The organism is Prevotella scopos JCM 17725 (genome assembly GCF_018127785.1).
In the GTDB taxonomy this organism is placed as follows: Bacteria; Bacteroidota; Bacteroidia; order Bacteroidales; family Bacteroidaceae; genus Prevotella; species Prevotella scopos.
In genome coordinates this window covers 1-16,633 of sequence record NZ_CP072390.1, presented here as the reverse complement: position 1 = coordinate 16,633, position 16,633 = coordinate 1, and the positions used below count along the sequence as shown (strand labels likewise).

Annotated in this window: 13 protein-coding genes; 6 read left to right on the top strand and 7 right to left on the bottom strand. The window is 42.1% G+C overall.

Going from position 1 to position 16,633, the window contains the following annotated elements:
- Nucleotides 1-16: 16 nt before the first annotated feature.
- The gene (locus J4856_RS05525; protein WP_025838901.1) at nt 17-1,342 is read right to left on the bottom strand and encodes a DUF2851 family protein; all 1,326 of its coding nucleotides are present in this window, start codon (nt 1,340-1,342) and stop codon (nt 17-19) included.
- A 345-nt stretch (nt 1,343-1,687) separates the two neighbouring features.
- On the opposite strand from J4856_RS05525, the gene dapB reads away from it, so the two are divergent.
- From dapB to J4856_RS05510, 3 genes are all read left to right on the top strand, one after another.
- Nucleotides 1,688-2,443: a 4-hydroxy-tetrahydrodipicolinate reductase gene (gene dapB / locus J4856_RS05520; protein WP_025838900.1), complete on the top strand. Its 756-nt coding sequence runs from the start codon at nt 1,688-1,690 to the stop codon at nt 2,441-2,443.
- Nucleotides 2,444-2,604: 161 nt separating this feature from the next.
- Nucleotides 2,605-4,134 (top strand): signal peptidase I, encoded by a 1,530-nt coding sequence (gene lepB, locus J4856_RS05515; RefSeq protein ID WP_025838898.1) that lies wholly within the window; start codon nt 2,605-2,607, stop codon nt 4,132-4,134.
- 192 nt (nt 4,135-4,326) lie between these two features.
- Nucleotides 4,327-4,998 (top strand): WbqC family protein, encoded by a 672-nt coding sequence (locus J4856_RS05510; protein WP_025838896.1) that lies wholly within the window; start codon nt 4,327-4,329, stop codon nt 4,996-4,998.
- Nucleotides 4,999-5,277: 279 nt separating this feature from the next.
- Here the strand turns inward: J4856_RS05510 and J4856_RS05505 are convergent, their stop codons facing one another.
- Nucleotides 5,278-5,913 (bottom strand): DUF4294 domain-containing protein, encoded by a 636-nt coding sequence (locus J4856_RS05505; RefSeq protein WP_065367650.1) that lies wholly within the window; start codon nt 5,911-5,913, stop codon nt 5,278-5,280.
- 557 nt (nt 5,914-6,470) lie between these two features.
- Here J4856_RS05505 and J4856_RS05500 point away from each other — a divergent pair.
- Together J4856_RS05500 and aspA are read left to right on the top strand one after the other, a co-directional pair.
- Nucleotides 6,471-7,676, top strand: a complete 1,206-nt coding sequence (locus tag J4856_RS05500) for a porin (RefSeq protein WP_025838894.1) — start codon at nt 6,471-6,473, stop codon at nt 7,674-7,676.
- Nucleotides 7,677-7,794: 118 nt separating this feature from the next.
- Nucleotides 7,795-9,207 (top strand): aspartate ammonia-lyase, encoded by a 1,413-nt coding sequence (gene aspA / locus J4856_RS05495; protein WP_072904669.1) that lies wholly within the window; start codon nt 7,795-7,797, stop codon nt 9,205-9,207.
- A 319-nt stretch (nt 9,208-9,526) separates the two neighbouring features.
- Here aspA and J4856_RS05490 read toward each other — a convergent pair whose 3' ends face one another.
- The 4 genes from J4856_RS05490 to J4856_RS05475 form a co-directional block, all read right to left on the bottom strand.
- Entirely contained in the window at nt 9,527-10,285 is a 759-nt protein-coding gene (locus J4856_RS05490) for a succinate dehydrogenase/fumarate reductase iron-sulfur subunit (protein WP_025838892.1), read from the bottom strand.
- Nucleotides 10,286-10,332: 47 nt separating this feature from the next.
- A complete protein-coding gene (locus tag J4856_RS05485; protein WP_004358894.1) occupies nt 10,333-10,686 on the bottom strand; it encodes a four helix bundle protein in 354 nt (117 codons plus the stop codon).
- A gap of 110 nt (nt 10,687-10,796) precedes the next feature.
- Nucleotides 10,797-12,779 carry a fumarate reductase/succinate dehydrogenase flavoprotein subunit gene (locus J4856_RS05480; protein WP_025838889.1) on the bottom strand — a complete coding sequence of 661 codons (1,983 nt, stop codon included), beginning with the start codon at nt 12,777-12,779 and terminating at the stop codon, nt 10,797-10,799.
- Nucleotides 12,780-12,817: 38 nt separating this feature from the next.
- Complete coding sequence (locus J4856_RS05475; protein ID WP_025838887.1) at nt 12,818-13,504, bottom strand: fumarate reductase; 687 nt, start codon at nt 13,502-13,504, stop codon at nt 12,818-12,820.
- 755 nt (nt 13,505-14,259) lie between these two features.
- On the opposite strand from J4856_RS05475, the gene J4856_RS05470 reads away from it, so the two are divergent.
- Nucleotides 14,260-14,805: a hypothetical protein gene (locus J4856_RS05470; protein WP_234967246.1), complete on the top strand. Its 546-nt coding sequence runs from the start codon at nt 14,260-14,262 to the stop codon at nt 14,803-14,805.
- Nucleotides 14,806-14,946: 141 nt separating this feature from the next.
- On the opposite strand, the gene J4856_RS05465 is transcribed toward J4856_RS05470, so the two are convergent.
- The gene (locus tag J4856_RS05465) at nt 14,947-16,608 is read right to left on the bottom strand and encodes an IS1182 family transposase (protein ID WP_065367651.1); all 1,662 of its coding nucleotides are present in this window, start codon (nt 16,606-16,608) and stop codon (nt 14,947-14,949) included.
- Nucleotides 16,609-16,633 lie beyond the last annotated feature (25 nt).

The window sequence follows — 16,633 nt, the reverse complement described above, 5'->3', positions numbered from 1 at the left end:
TGCCCCATTAGCCTAATTATCCCAATTCTCTTAACCCTTTAATGATGAGTTCCCCCTTCAGATACTCATAACCTATCCTACAGCGGAGGCAATCTTTTCGGTCACAATACGCTTTTTTAAGCTGTATGAGTGCCTGTGAATCGCCCGCAGTTTCTACCATTAACCCCACTTCCTTCCACATCCTTACGATGTGATTATCCTCTGCTTTTAATGCTTCGAGGAAGTCGAAGGCACGTTCACAGTACTTCTCTGCGTTCTTGTGTTTGCCGTATGCGAAGAGGATCGGTGCAACAGTGTTGATAATCTGCAGATTTAACGATGCTGCTGAAAGTTTCTTCTCACTCTTTATACTATCTTCTCCAAAGACATAATGCGTCTCCCAGTAGTGTGTCACCTGTGTTGCCAACAGTTCTCTGACCTGCTTAACGCTCTCACACTCCAATAACTGTGACAATCCTGCCCGCTGTTCATAGTAGAGTCGAGCAAGTTGTGCGATACGGATATGCGGAAAGTTCTGTGGTCGTAAGCGGAGGAACCGCCATTGATTAGCGTCCATCGCTTGTAGTCCAAACTTATGTGCTAAGTACTGATATTCACTTTTCAACTCTGTGAAATAGCTGTCGTTCAGTGACTGCTGTTGATATCTTTCGGGGATAGCTGCTGTATCTAACAATCCAGCTTGCCCCAAGAAGAAGGCTTCAATCTGCATGAGATTGTCCCGATGATGAGCCACACTCTGCAAAGGAATCAACTTAGCCCATGTCTCGAAAGCGTCTCCATTGATGCCGAAACCATAGTTGCGGGCAAGTGTTACGAAGTAGGCTGCTTCCCAAGAGCCGTCACAATCCTTCACTCGTTGGGCTATCGCCTCTGTCTTCTGTTCCAACCTTTCTGTCTGTAAGGCACTCATCCACGAATGAATCATTAGTTTTGACAGACTTGGAATGATACGATAACAAGCAGGATATTCGTCAGTTGTGAGCAGTTCTTCGTAATGTTCTCGCACAGCCGTTGGCACTTGCAGTCGCATCTGTGGCGGATAATCGCCCCTTCGTGTCTTAACATCAACGTCGATAGACTCAGCCACGTGAAGGATAACATTGTTATAGTTTGGGTCGCGATCGTGTCGGTGTAGAAACCAGTCAGACGCACGGTCGTGTATCTCCACATTACCCACCCACAATGTTCCGCCAATCTTTACTTTCGCATTGAAGAAGTCAGGGCCAGCGTTGTGATTATGTAACCCAGGGTCAATGACCTCCACCTCCTGTCCGTCAGTGGTTTTAAGCCCTGTCAACGGAAACAGCTTGTGTTTCCATACGTAATGGATGAGTTGTTCCATAAAAGATTCTTGGTTTGTATCAGTACGCAAATATACAAAGTTTTTAAGAAAAATAGAAGTCTTATCTATGTATTTTTCTTATGATTATGCACCATAGTTTCACTCATCTTCGCACTTCGCACTATTGGTGTTAAGCCCCAGCACGATGCGTGTTTACCATTAGCACCATACGTGCGGGGCGTCAACACGATGATTGAAAATGGCAAGTGAGGAAGAAACTTATCTGTTGTTTTATCAGTAAAAGGCAACTCCCAACTTGTCTATACCTTATTTAAAAATACGTAAACTTATTTTGTTTTATGCCGTAAATCAGCTACCTTTGCAATGTTTTAATTCAGATTAATTATGAAAATAGCATTGATAGGCTACGGCAAGATGGGGCATATGATAGAACAGATAGCCCTTGAGCGTGGCCACGAAATCGTAAGTATTATTGATGTTGACAATATAGAGGACTTCGATTCTCCTGCCTTTGCATCGGCTGATGTAGCCATTGAATTTACAAATCCTACGGCTGCCTTTGCTAATTATCAGCGTGCTTTTGCGCATAATGTGAAAGTTGTCAGTGGCTCTACGGGCTGGATGCAAGAGCATAAGGCTGAGGTTGAGCGTATGTGTACCGAAGGAGGGCAGACTTTGTTCTGGGCAAGTAACTTCTCTATTGGCGTTGCTATTTTCTCAGCTGTCAACCGTTATTTGGCAAAGATAATGAATGGTTTCCCACAGTATAACGTTGAGATGGAGGAAGTACACCATGTTCACAAACTTGATGCACCATCAGGAACAGCCATAACCCTTGCAGAAGAGATTCTTAACAACCTTGACCGCAAAGATAAGTGGGTGAAGGGCTTCCAGCACGCAGCTGATGGTACGGAGTCGGGTAGCAATGAGGTTGCAGCCAACGAGTTGCCTATCGCGTCTATCCGTCGCGACGAAGTGCCCGGTATTCATAGCATCAGTTATGACTCTGAGGCTGATAAGATCACCATTACTCACGATGCTCACAGCCGTAAGGGCTTTGCCCTCGGTGCAGTCTTGGCAGCTGAATATACCAAAGACCATACTGGCTTGCTTACAACGAGCGATTTATTTAAGTTTTAATCTTGGGTGTTGAGTGCTGGGTGTTGGGTGTTGATGATTACTGATAGTTTTCAAAACTAAAAGTTATTTATCATGCACAATCATATATCTCATTATCCAGTATTTGAACTTCCAACATTTCATCACCACCCATCACTCACCATCCACCACCTATCACCATCATGATTGATAAAGAAAAAGCAGCCCTGAATCCAAAGAAGCAATGGGCAAAGTTTATTTGTGTTCTTGTACTCTACCTCCTTTTCCTGTTCTGGGTAAAGAGTTGGTGGGGATTGTTAGTAGTTCCATTTATCTTTGATGTGTATATCACAAAGAAGATTCGTTGGCAGTGGTGGAAGGATTCTGAAGGACCTATCCGCTTCATTATGGGATGGGTAGATGCACTGGTCTTCGCATTGGTAGCAGTGTATTTCATCAATCTTTTCTTCTTCCAGAACTACGTTATTCCTTCTTCTTCGCTTGAGAAGTCGCTCCTTACGGGCGATTACCTCTTTGTGTCGAAGGTAAGCTATGGTCCTCGTATTCCTGAGACACCATTGACAATGCCGCTGACACAGCACACCTTGCCTATTATTAATACTAAGAGTTACATCTCTTGGCCACATTGGGACTACCGTCGTGTGAAGGGTTTGGGTAAGGTACAGCTCAATGATATCGTTGTATTCAACTTCCCTGCAGGTGATACGATCATGAGTGAACCTGCTTATCAGGGCAATGATTACTATTATGATGTCTATACAATGGGTACGAACTTCCTTGCACAACAGAACCCAAATATCAATCTGTCAGCGATGAATACACTCCAACAGCGTGCTTTCTTCGATAAGGCATACGCTACGGGTAGAGCTTATATTGTGAGAAATATAGGTACCTACGGAGCGTTGGAATGGCGTCCTACTGACCGTCGTGAGAACTATGTGAAGCGTTGTGTAGGTCTTCCTGGACAGACCTTGCAGATTAAGGACAAGATTGTTTATGTCGACGGAAAGGCAAATAAGGAGCCAGAGAAAGTCGAATATACCTATTTTATAAAGTTTAAAAACATCTCCGTTTCTGATTTCATTGGAGAACGTTATGACGAACTTCGTAAGGATTTAGAAATCAGTGATGAGGATGTACAGACGCTCAGTCGTCTGAAAGGATATGACTTGAGCCAAGGTAACGTGCTTAATAAGGATATTCTGTCTTATGATGGTTATATGCCATTGACCAAGAGAGCGGTTGCTGAGCTGAAGCGTCAGGGTATTGTACAGTCTATCCGTCCTGTAACAGACAAGGATCTCTACTCTGGGCTTATCTATCCGCTCAATGGTTTTACTGGCTGGACACGCGATAACTATGGTCCTATTTGGATTCCAGCAAAGGGCAAGTCGATTAAGTTGACATTAGAGAACCTCCCTGTTTATGAGCGTTGTATCAAGGTTTATGAGGGCAACGACTTACAGGTTAAGAACGGAAAGATATATATTAATGGTAAGCCAGCTAATAGTTATACCTTTAAGATGGACTACTATTGGATGATGGGTGACAACCGTCACAACTCTGCCGACAGTCGTTTCTGGGGCTTTGTACCAGAGGATCACGTTGTAGGTAAGCCTATCTTTATCTGGTGGTCAAGCGATCCAGATCGTAAGGGCTTTGGTGGAATCCGCTGGCACAGACTGTTTAACTGGGTGGATAATATAAAGTAGGTTCCAACAACCTCCCCAAGCCCCTCCGAAGGAGGGGATGTGAGATTAGTAAAGTTGGGAGAGGTAGGGGAGAAAAATTCCCATACTTTTCTGAAGGAGGGGATGTGCGCATTACCAATCTCTGGTAAGTATTCCACATCCTCTCCTTTTTATTATCTTATAATCGTATATTTATCGTCATCAACAAAGTTTATGGCATATCTTGATAATAGTAACATCGGTAACTTAACACCCCCTCCTTCGGAGGGGCTTGGGGAGGTCTTGCTCTCCTCTGCTTACTTTGCGCCTATTCAATGGTATCAGAAGTTGAACCGCTATGACAGCTGTCTGATAGAGCAACATGATAACTTTGTTAAGCAGACTTACCGCAATCGTTGTGTAATCGCTTCTGCAAATGGTCCACAAACCCTCTCTATTCCTGTCGAGAAGTTTGAGACTTTGAAGTGTCCGATGAAGGATGTGCGTATCAGCGACCATGACAATTGGCGTCACCAGCACTGGAATGCGCTGTTGTCGTCTTATGGTGAGAGTCCGTTCTTTGAGTATTATGAGGATGATATACGCCCGTTCTTTGAGCGGAAATGGAAGTATCTCTATGATTTCAATTGGGAGATAACTCTGAAAATGTGCGAACTCATCGATATTATGCCCTGTATGCGTCGCACAGATACCTATCAGAAGGATGTTGCCGATGGAACCGATGATTTCAGAGAGGTAATTCGTCCGAAACATCCAGGTGTCGATACCGACTTCGTTCCTCGTCGTTACTATCAAGTTTATCAACAGAAGTTTGGCTTCCTGCCCAACCTTAGTATTCTTGACTTGCTTTTTAATGAGGGTAATGAGAGTGTACTATACTTATAAGAGACCATAAATGCAGTGTCTTTTAGGCTGTAATAATCCTCTATTATTTATCTTCTCAATTCATTAAAAGGTATGTCTTGCGAATTATTTCCATGAAAAAAAGAAATTATTTACGTGAAAAGAAATATTTATTTTCATGAAGAAAAATATTTATTTTCATGAAAATAATTTGAAAAAGGCGTAGAGCTGTTATAAGACAACAACTCTACGCCTTTTTTATTTAGCCTTTTCAGCGTTTTACTTTGTACCTTCTTAAAACAAAATAGAAGGGAGATAGGATTACAATTGTCCAGCCTCAACCTGCAATACAATGCGCTCTACAAGTCTGTCTGCTCCATTTGGCTCGTAGCGTTTCTTCAAACTACTACCGAAAGCCCAAGCAAAGGCTTGATAGAAACCTGCTCGCACAGGACCGAGGAAAGCTTGTACAAGTTCGTATGAAGTTGAATTACACTCACGATCGATGAGCTTGATAAGCAGTTTTCCTTGCGTGAAGGTCAGTTTTTTCATACGTGGCTTATAGGTGTTCCAGATTTCTTTCTCCACCTTCTTCATGTGTTCGTCACGCTCTTTCTTAGTAGGAATCGTCTCAAGATAAGCACCCGTTTCGAGAATAATCTGGTTACACTCCTTGGCTATTGGCAATACCTTTTTGATGTTATAAACCAATCGATAGTAGGCTGTTTCTTGTGCCTTATTCTTGAATTCCAGAGGCGGAAAGACATAAATCTTGTTTGTTTTCACATATTGAATGCTATCAGCTCCTACCTTCGCTTTCCCTATATGAACCATAGGTACAAACGTAGGAGAGTCCATATCTACCATACGATCTTCGGGATTGATATGGTCTTGGGCTGTTGCAGCTGTAGAAAGCAACAGAAGTGTTCCAAGTGTGAAAAGCAATCGTTTACTCATAACTGATTCATTACCCAGTTCTTTCGGTGGGTGCAGTTTACCTTCTGCAAAAGTAGCGATTATTTCTGAAGTGTGTTAAGAAATTCATAATAATTTGTCATTTCCCACTATTTATCGCCTTTATAACCAATGTTTTTACTGATAAAAGCAATCATTTTGAGACAACTCAGTGCTATTTGACAGAGTTGATAAAGTATAGTTTTTGTCATCTTCATAAGGTCTTAGCATATAGCTTTACTTGTCATAATGTCACCTTAGTTCCGCCTATATTCACGATAACTATATCTTTGGCTTGCGATATGATACTAAAGAAAGTTAAACGCCTTGTTTTTGTTTATGGTATTTGTAAAATCTATCAATATTTTTTCTACTTTTGTGATACAAACCATTACGTAGAACATAACGCTCACGGAATAGGCTTATAGCCTTAGTTTTAGCAGGGTTACTTCGGTTTTTCCAGCTATATGAAGTTTGGTGAGTGTGACTGTGGGTTGAGTCAGCCCATTTTATTATTTGAGTTTATCCTTAAAAAAGAACGAAATAAAACATATATCAAGATGAAGAAGACGCTGTTGTGTACCTGTTTGCTTGCTCTTTCTCTTGGTGCAAACGCACAGGACAACCACGGTTATGGTATCAATGATAGTCGGTTTAAGTCGCTTGCTGAAGAGGTAGCGCACCTAAAGAAAAGCAATGATATGTTTAATGTCTACATCAACTATGCTGCTAATGCGCAGGTAGTATCGGATGCAGACCACCAGTGGAGTACAGGTTTCACGAATAAGCACCTCCGTTTAGAAGTCAAAGGTAACCTAACCGATAAGCTCTACTATCGTTTGTGTCATCGTCTGAACAATACAACAGAGGCGAGAAGTGAGGATAATCTTGCTAAGGCAACCGATATCATGATGATTGGTTATAAGTTCTCTGATAAGTTCCGCCTTGAAGCTGGAAAGGTTTGTCAGAGTCTTGGCGGTTTTGAAGTGGATGAAAATCCTGTCTATATCTATCAGTTCTCTGATATGACGGGCTCTATGGATTGTTATATGGCAGGTGTTACAGCCGTATATAAGCCTGTTCCGTCACAGGAGTTTGTACTTGGTATTACCAATTCTCACAACGAAAAGTTCAGTGAGGTATATGGTAATAATGCCGTATCCATCGAGGGTGATGGCACATATAGCAGACTGTTGGAGAAGCCACGTAACCCACTTGCTTACTGTCTGAACTGGAATGGAAGTTTTCTGAACGACAGATTGCATACACGTTGGTCATGGGGAATACAAGGAGAGGCGAAACATAAGTATAGTCGTATTCTCATCTTAGGACAGAAACTACAGTTAGACAGACTGCAATGTTACTTTGATTACATGGCTCAAAACGATGGAATCGACCGTTTGGGCATAGCGACAAACGAATTGGGGAGTTCATTCTCTGGATATACTGGTAATGTATGGATGAGTGATATACATTATAATTCCTTCGTAACAAAGCTCAACTGGCAGTTTGTCTCACGCTGGAATCTGATGCTGAAAGGAATGTATGAGACAGCAAGTGTCACAAAGATTGACCGCTTCAAGGACTTCCGCAAGAGCTATGGCTATGTGGGTAGTGTGGAGTATTACCCTGTCAAGAGTCAAGACCTCCGTGTCTTCTTAGCCTATGTGGGTAAGAAAGTAACCTATAAGGATGGTGTAGGCTTGGATAAGTACAATACTAATCGCATCGAATTGGGCTTTATGTACAGAATCAAGGCCTATTAAAACAAGAAAAGAAAAGAGATAGGAAAGATACTGAAAGGTATTCTTATCAATAAAAGAAACAATCCATTCTCTTCCCGTTAGTGAAAGAGAACAACGCTAACTTTATCAAAATCAAATCATGGAAGAAAAGAAATTTCGTGTAGAAAGCGACCTCTTAGGTGAACTTCAAGTTCCAGAAGAGGCTTATTATGGTGTGCAGACTCAGCGTGCTATCAACAACTATCACATCTCGCGTAAGCGTATGTGTGATTATCCAGACTATGTTGTTGCGATTGCTTACGTCAAATTGGCTGCCGTAGAAACTAACCGTCAGCTCGGTGAAATCAGTGACGAGGTGGCTGATGCGATGGCTCAGGCATGCCGTGAGTTGATTGATGGCAAGATGCACGAGAACTTTGTGACCGATATGGTACAAGGAGGTGCGGGCACATCTGTCAACATGAATGCCAATGAAGTAATTGCTAACCGTGCTTGTGAGATTATGGGTCACAAGAAAGGTGAGTTCCAGTACTGTTCTCCTAACGACCATGCTAACTGTGGTCAGTCAACGAATGATGTCTATCCAACTACTATTCGTCTGACAATGATCCTTCTAAACAAGAAACTTGTGGCTTCTTTGAGCGAACTCATTGCTGCTTTCCGCAGAAAGGGTGAGGAGTTTAAGCACGTCATCAAGATGGGTCGTACACAGCTTCAGGATGCTGTTCCTATGACAAGCGGTCAGGAGTTCAATGCCTTTGCCAATACTTTGGAGGAGGAGATAGCGAACCTTAATCGTAATGCAGCTCTCTTGCACGAAATTAATATGGGTGGTACTGCTATCGGAACGGGTCTGAACGCTGCTCCTGGTTTCCCAAGGATTTGTGCAGAGAAACTCAGCGAATTGACAGGAATGGAGTTCGTTGCAGGTGCTGACCTTGTTGAGGCTACCCCTGACACAGGTGCTTATGTAAGCTATTCAAGTGCTTTGAAGCGTCTGGCTGTTAAGCTTTCTAAGATTTGTAATGACCTTCGTTTGTTGGCTTCTGGTCCTCGTTGCGGTCTGAATGAAATCAATCTGCCACCAATGGCACCGGGTTCAAGTATTATGCCGGGTAAGGTGAACCCAGTTATTCCAGAAGTAACCAACCAGACTTGCTTTAAGGTTATCGGTAATGACACTACCATTATGATTGCTGCAGAGGCTGGACAATTGCAGTTGAACGTGATGGAGCCTATCATCACAGAGTGCCTAATTGAGGATCTTACTTGGTTGCCAAATGCAATGGATACCTTACGTGAGAAATGTATCGATGGTATCACAGTGAATAAGGAGCGTTGTCTTGATATGGTTAAGCACTCTATTGGTATCGTAACAGCACTTAACCCTTACATCGGTTATAAGAACAGCACGAAGATTGCCAAGGAAGCACTTGCAACAGGTGGCTCTGTTTACGACCTAGTACTCGAGCATAAGATTCTCTCAAAGGAGAAACTTGATGCTATCCTATCACCTGAACACATGCTTAAACAAGAGGAGCGAATCAAGTAAATAACTTCTTTATGGGATTGTAGATTACACCTACACCCAATATTTATATTGAAGATGCTGTATCCTTACTCAGGTTACAGCATCTTCTTTATAATCAGAGCCTCATCCCTTCTTCTGCAGCGAGAAGGAGTACTGGGAACAATAAGTTTGTAAAGAGGGCAAGCAACAAAACAAATAACTTGTTTACCCGTTAACTTGTTTACTTGTTTACTCGTCAACTGACACAAAAAAAACCATAACTCTTTATATCGAGTTATGGGATTTCTATTTAAGAATAAGCTTGACAGCAACCTAAATGACTACTATCAATTGCTTATGATTAATCAGCAAACTTTGCCTTGATGAACTCACGGTTCAAACGAGCGATGTTAGCAATCTTCTCATTCTTAGGACAAACAGCCTCGCAAGCACGGGTGTTGGTACAGTTACCGAAGCCAACCTCGTCCATCTTAGCAACCATTGCCTTAGCACGCTTAGCAGCCTCAGGCTTACCCTGTGGCAAGAGAGCCAACTGGCTTACCTTAGATGAAACGAAGAGCATAGCAGAACCATTCTTACATGCAGCAACACAAGCACCACAACCGATACATGTTGCACAGTCCATAGCCTCATCAGCATTGTCCTTAGAGATAAGAATAGCGTTAGCATCCTGTGCCTGACCAGTACGGATTGATGTGTAACCACCAGCCTGAATAATCTTATCGAATGCTGTACGGTCTACCATACAGTCCTTGATTACTGGGAAACCAGCTGAACGCCATGGCTCAACAGTGATAACATCACCATCGTTGAAACGACGCATATAAAGCTGACAGGTTGTTGCACCACGCTCAGTCTTACCATGTGGAGTACCATTGATATAGAGTGAACACATACCGCAAATACCCTCGCGGCAGTCGTGGTCAAAGACGAAAGGCTCATCACCAGCCTCAATAAGTTCCTCGTTGAGGATATCGAGCATCTCAAGGAATGAGGTATCATCTGGGATGTTCTTCATCTCATGTGTATCGAAATGACCCTGATCCTGTGGACCGTTCTGCTTCCAATACTTAATTGTGAATGATATATTTCTTGCCATTGTGTTATGTTTTAGTTGACAAGTAAACAAGTTGTAAAGTAAACAAGTTATTTGTTCAGAGTCTTAATCAATGATGTCAACATTCTGATTATACCTTGGGTTTTATCGCATAGTTGCTGTGCAAGTTCTGTCGAGATATACCCTAAGTCTTTCGATAGAATCAATTGAGTTTCTAACTCACACGCAGAACCTAATGCTATACTAAGGAATCTCTCAGTTTCACGAGTATGGATTCTGCCATAGCCTTCTGCTATGTTCGAGGGAATTGATACAACGGCTCTACGCATTTGGGAAGCTAATCCAAATAGTTCTTCCCGTGGATATGTCTTTGTTGCCTTATATACTTCTAAGACAAGTTCCATTGCTTTCTGCCAGACGATCAAATCCTTGTGAGTATTCATCGACCTTGTTTGTATTACATCTTGTATATTGTCAGTATTATACTAATGGAATATGTTTAAGGCAGAACAAGCTAACAACTTGTCAACTTGTCCTCCCGTCAACTCGTCAACTAGTTTTTATAATTACGTGTTTGTACCTTGATTGCCTCATACTCGAGAGGTTCCTTGATAAGCTCTGGAGTCTTGGTGTCATCACCCTGATACTCCCAGCAGCCAACATAGAAGAAGTTCTCGTCGTCACGCTTAGCCTCACCTTCCTCAGTCTGGTGCTCCTCACGGAAGTGACCACCACAACTCTCCTCACGATGCAATGCATCATAAGCTACGAGCTCACCCATAAGGATGAAGTCACGGAGGTGAATTGCCTTGTCAAGCTCGACGTTCAAGCCTTCCTTCTTACCAGGAATAAAGAGGTTAGTGTTGAATTCCTCACGAAGAGCCTTCAACTGCTTGAGACCTTCCTGGAGACCTTCCTTGGTACGACCCATACCTACATACTCCCACATGATGTGTCCGAGCTCCTTGTGGAGTGAGTCAACAGAACGCTTACCTTGGATACCCATCAAACGATCTGTTTCTGCCATAACAGCCTTCTCAGCCTCATCAAACTCAGGACGATCGGTTGGAACCTTTGCCCAGAGAGCTTGATCAGAGAGATAGTTCTGAATAGTATATGGCAATACGAAGTAACCATCAGCAAGACCCTGCATCAAAGCAGAAGCACCAAGACGGTTAGCACCATGGTCAGAGAAGTTACACTCACCAATTGCAAACAGACCTGGAACGGTTGTCATCAGCTCATAGTCAACCCAGATACCACCCATTGTGTAGTGTATAGCAGGGAAGATCATCATTGGATTGTAATACTTCACGCCGTTAATCTCATTAGCAAGCTCGCCTGGGTTAACGTCTGTAATCTCCTCATACATATCAAAGAGGTTACCATAGCGCTGCAGAATGGTATCAATACCGAGACGGTTGATTGACTCAGAGAAGTCGAGGAACACAGCAAGACCCGTGTTGTTAACACCGAAACCGTGGTCACAACGCTCCTTAGCAGCACGTGAAGCCACGTCACGAGGTACGAGGTTACCGAATGCTGGATAACGACGCTCCAAGTAATAGTCACGATCTTCCTCAGGAATATCAGAACCCTTCTTTGTTCCAGCCTGCAATGCCTTAGCATCTTCGAGCTTCTTAGGAACCCAGATACGGCCATCATTACGCAGAGACTCTGACATAAGGGTCAGCTTTGACTGCTTGTCGCCGTGTACAGGGATACAAGTTGGGTGAATCTGAACGTAAGATGGGTTAGCCATATAAGCACCCTTACGGTAGCACTGGATAGCTGCTGTACAGTTACAACCCATAGCATTGGTTGAAAGGAAGTATGCGTTACCATAACCACCAGTAGCGATAACAACAGCATTAGCTGTGAAACGCTCCAGCTTACCAGTCACAAGGTTCTTAGCAATGATACCACGAGCGTGACCGTCAACGATAACTACGTCCTCCATCTCATAACGAGTATAGAGCTTAACCTTACCAGTAGCAACCTGTGCACTCAATGAAGAGTAAGCACCAAGCAACAACTGCTGACCGGTCTGACCCTTTGCATAGAAAGTACGGCTTACCTGTGCACCACCGAAAGAACGGTTAGCAAGCATACCACCATACTCACGTGCGAATGGAACACCCTGTGCAACACACTGATCGATGATGTCGTTTGACACCTCAGCCAAACGATAAACGTTAGCCTCACGAGCACGGTAGTCACCACCCTTTACTGTATCGTAGAACAGACGGTAAACTGAGTCACCATCATTCTGATAGTTCTTTGCAGCATTGATACCACCCTGTGCAGCGATAGAGTGTGCACGACGTGGTGAGTCCTGGATGCAGAAGTTATATACGTTGAAGCCCATCTCACCGAGAGAAGCGGCAGCACTGGCACCAGCCAGACCTGTTCCGACAACGATAACATCTAGTTTCAGTTTATTCTTTGGGTTAACCAAACGCTGATGAGCCTTATAGTTGGTCCATTTCTCAGCTACTGGTCCTTCTGGTATTCTGGAATTTAATGTCTTAGTCATGATTGTTTTTGAATTAAATTTTCAACTTAGATACTTAATTATGCAGCACAGCAAAGGCTTGGTGCACAACCGAATGCAAATGCAAGAACTACAACAAGGAAGCCAAGCATCAACAATGTAACATAGATGTTACCAATAGTCTTCCAACGGTTGAACCATACCTTACCGTTGATACCAACTGTCTGCATAGCACTCCAGAAACCGTGAGAGAGGTGGAACCACAATGCTGCAAGCCAGATAACGTAGAGAACTACGTAAACAGGATTAGAGAATGTGTACTTAATGTAAGCAAAACCATCAGCTGGATGGAAAGGTACATCGATATGAGTAAGCTCTGCAAACATCATGTTGTACCAGAAGTTGAAGAGGTGAAGTCCAAGACCGAGCAGCACGATAATACCGAGAACAAGCATATTCTGGCTTGCCCACTCTACCGTTGCAGGCTTCTCTGTAACAGCATAACGATTGTCACCACGTGCACGGCGGTTCTGCGCTGTAAGGATGAACGCATAAACGATGTGACAAACTGCCAATGCGCCAAGACCTGCAGTAGCTGCTACTGCATACCAGTTGGCACCCAACAGCTCACAAATCATGTTGTAAGCTTCTCCTGAGAAGAGCGCAACAAGATTCATACAGCAGTGGAACGTCATGAATAGGATCAGGGCCATGCCAGTCACTGACATAATCACCTTTCTACCAATAGATGAATTGATTAACCACATAAATGTTTTGTTTTTAAATATTTAAATTGTTAGAATTATTATTCCAAAATAGGCTAATCTGACGAAAAGGCTAACTAATATCTTTCCATCAGAATTATCTTTCTCATTTTTGATACCAAGATGTCGGTATATGCACTGACATAATGCGATGCAAAAATACTATATTTTAATGATTTATCAAAGTATTTTAAACAAAATATCCGGTATTTAGACTTAAAATAAGGAGGCCTAACCTATCCTAACAAATGAGGATAGTTTTAGAAGACACACAAACCGTAAAAGATAAACAAAAACTTTCGGAGTTGTATAGTAATTTTAAGTCATAAGTGAAGTGGCAAAAAAAGATTAGTACTGCGTGCTAAACAATTCTCATATTAGTTAGACATTAAGTATATTACTATTTATCATTAAGTCCCTTTCTAACCATCTTAAGTCGATGTATTGTTACTCAGCACATGCCGTGCGATTGGTAAGGACCAATGGTGCGGAAGGCTAAATATCTTGCTGTATGTTACAGAAGTGGAGACAACTTGTTGTTAGAAAGTACCGAAAACGAAGTCAACCTATCTAAAATCTATCCAACGTTTGTTTATTTAAAAACTATTATCTACATTTGCAGCAATATCAATGTTACTTTACAAGAACTGCAACAAAACAGCTACTATTCGCAAACAAAGGTGACGAAAAGCATTTATAGAATTCAAACATTCACAGAATTCTAATGAATGAATGTATCAACATTAAAGAATTAAGCAATGAAAAAGATTATTTTAAGCTTATTACTTGTATTGTCCTGCATAGCTGCCAAAGCACAAGATAACAACTTGGACTACAAGAGCAGACCAGCTTTTTTGAGGTCAATATTCAACAACTGTAAAAGCGAGATAGAGCTATCTATGGATGCTTATGCCAACCTCCATATCGTTGCGGGTAAGACAATCGCCATCAAGGGGAAAGCTCCAGAAGCATACTTCATGATTGAACCTGACGAAGATGACGTATGCGACAAGTCCTATAAGGTTTACAACGCTCATTTTAACGGCGTAAGCGTACAATACAGTACCTATGCTTATGCAGACGTATTAGGTCTGACTATCAATAAAGAAGATTATCATATAAACGAATATGATGGTGCATGTGATTCGCATATCAAAAACTTAAGGCATCAATATAAGAAGACTAAGACCGGAGAAATCCTAACGTTGACTTGCACCAAAGACATTCCTTTGTTTAGTGACAATTCCAATCGAAGGGTTATCTTGAAGACAGGTTCAGTGTTAACCTTTAACGTAAAGAAATGAATTCAGTCTTAATCGTCTTATTTCTCAGTTTATCATTCACTCGAACATATCACAATCAATGAGGGTGTGTCAAAATGGACACATCCTCTTTTTACCCCCCCCCTTTACCTTGTCTACCATATAAATCATTATTTACTATAGCTATGCTGCTAATTTCATATAAAATGATTTATTGGTCTTTAAATAGCCTATATAAACTTGTATAGAGCATCTGAAGGTGACTAAAAGTACCTCCATAATGGCTTTTAGTTCCTTGAGATTAGTTTTTCTGCACATTTTTCCTATGTTAAAGGCAATGGCAAAGAATGCAAAGTCCATGTTGACCTTGTCTTTCCCAAAATGCCTAAACCTCTTGTAGGCTTTATTATATTTTGTTTGTCCAAAAACAGCTTCAGGTTCTATGCACCTTCGTCCTCGATGCTTGATGCCTTCTTCCGAGGTCAGTAGTTCCCGTGCCTTTTGTTTATAGTGCTGTAGTTGGTGGTTTACTTCTATAATTCTGTTCCCTCTTGCCTTAAAACATGAGCCTCTCAACGGACAACCATCACAGTGTTCTGCCTGATAACGTACGCTGTAAGTAACGAATCCATTAGAGGTTAGGGAACGCTTCATACCTATACGCCTCATGTGCTGTCCCATAGGGCAGACGTAGAAATCCTGTTCCTTATTATAATAAAGGCTTGCGGGACTGAATGGGTTAGGTGTGTAGCGTGGACGCTGCTCTTTATGGAAGTAGTTATACTTCACATAGGCTTCCATATTATGTACGTCCATGAACAGATAATTCTCCTCGGAGCCATACCCTGAATCGGCTACGACTGTCTTGGCATAACGATGATAGCGTGATTTGAAAGACTCCAAGAAAGAAGGTAGTGTGAGTGTATCGGTACGATTGGCATAGAGTGCAAAGTCGGTGATAAACTGGTTCTCCGTTGCTATCTGCAGATTATATCCAGGCTTAGTCTGTCCGTTCCGCATAGCGTCCTCCTTCATGTGCATAAACGTGGCATCAGGGTCGGTCTTGCTGTAGGAGTTTCTCTCTCCCATAATCTCAAGGTGTTGGTCATACTCCTGGAGTTTATTACGTTTCTTCTCAAGTTCTTTAAGCTGTTTTTTCTTGGTTCTAACAGCCTGCTTCTCTTCTTTTGTCTTAGGTTTAGGGATTGATTCCAAAGACTTGTTCAATTCCTCGGATATCTCATCAAGCAGAGCTGCAGTGAACTCAATACCTTCTTTCTTAGCGGCATTATCCTGCGCAATGACATCGTCAACCTGAAGCAAGAGTGTGCGTATTTGTTCCTGCAACTTGGTGCGGTTCTTTTCCACGGTTCTCTTCCAAACGAAGGTATACTTGTTAGCTTTCGATTCTATTTTTGTGCCGTCAATATATTCAACGTCAAGACTTATCAAACCTTTGGCTGCAAGTACTAATACGACTTGTGTGAATATATTGTTGATTTCCTTTTTCACACGATTACGAAAACGATTGATGGTAATAAAATCAGGCTGCTCATATCCTGCCAGATAGATGAAATGAATGTCACGCTTGAGAAGTGACTCTATACGACGGCAGGAATAGATATTATTCATATAGGCGTAAAGAATCACCTTAAGCATCATTTGTGGATGATAAGGCTTGCGACCACTGGGCTTATAAAGTTTGTAGACATTATCCAACATAAGATTATCCACCAAGGCGTCTAAAAGACGAACAGGGGCATCTTCTGCGATATCCTTATCGATTCTTTGAGGAAAAAGAATCATTTTCTTGTGTATGTAAGAACGAAAGTGTATCTTTGTCATAATGAGATTTTTTTAATGCCTAAAG

Bases quoted from the DNA above. Each gene is read 5' to 3' on its own strand.
- lepB (WP_025838898.1), top strand. From the start codon at position 2,605: ATGATTGATAAAGAAAAAGCAGCCCTGAATCCAAAGAAGCAATGGGCA.
- J4856_RS05500 (WP_025838894.1), top strand. From the start codon at position 6,471: ATGAAGAAGACGCTGTTGTGTACCTGTTTGCTTGCTCTTTCTCTTGGT.
- J4856_RS05470 (WP_234967246.1), top strand. From the start codon at position 14,260: ATGAAAAAGATTATTTTAAGCTTATTACTTGTATTGTCCTGCATAGCT.
- J4856_RS05465 (WP_065367651.1), bottom strand. From the start codon at position 16,608: ATGACAAAGATACACTTTCGTTCTTACATACACAAGAAAATGATTCTT.
- J4856_RS05485 (WP_004358894.1), bottom strand. From the start codon at position 10,686: ATGAATACTCACAAGGATTTGATCGTCTGGCAGAAAGCAATGGAACTT.
- J4856_RS05505 (WP_065367650.1), bottom strand. From the start codon at position 5,913: ATGAGTAAACGATTGCTTTTCACACTTGGAACACTTCTGTTGCTTTCT.
- J4856_RS05525 (WP_025838901.1), bottom strand. From the start codon at position 1,342: ATGGAACAACTCATCCATTACGTATGGAAACACAAGCTGTTTCCGTTG.
- J4856_RS05490 (WP_025838892.1), bottom strand. From the start codon at position 10,285: ATGGCAAGAAATATATCATTCACAATTAAGTATTGGAAGCAGAACGGT.
- dapB (WP_025838900.1), top strand. From the start codon at position 1,688: ATGAAAATAGCATTGATAGGCTACGGCAAGATGGGGCATATGATAGAA.
- J4856_RS05480 (WP_025838889.1), bottom strand. From the start codon at position 12,779: ATGACTAAGACATTAAATTCCAGAATACCAGAAGGACCAGTAGCTGAG.
- aspA (WP_072904669.1), top strand. From the start codon at position 7,795: ATGGAAGAAAAGAAATTTCGTGTAGAAAGCGACCTCTTAGGTGAACTT.
- J4856_RS05510 (WP_025838896.1), top strand. From the start codon at position 4,327: ATGGCATATCTTGATAATAGTAACATCGGTAACTTAACACCCCCTCCT.
- J4856_RS05475 (WP_025838887.1), bottom strand. From the start codon at position 13,504: ATGTGGTTAATCAATTCATCTATTGGTAGAAAGGTGATTATGTCAGTG.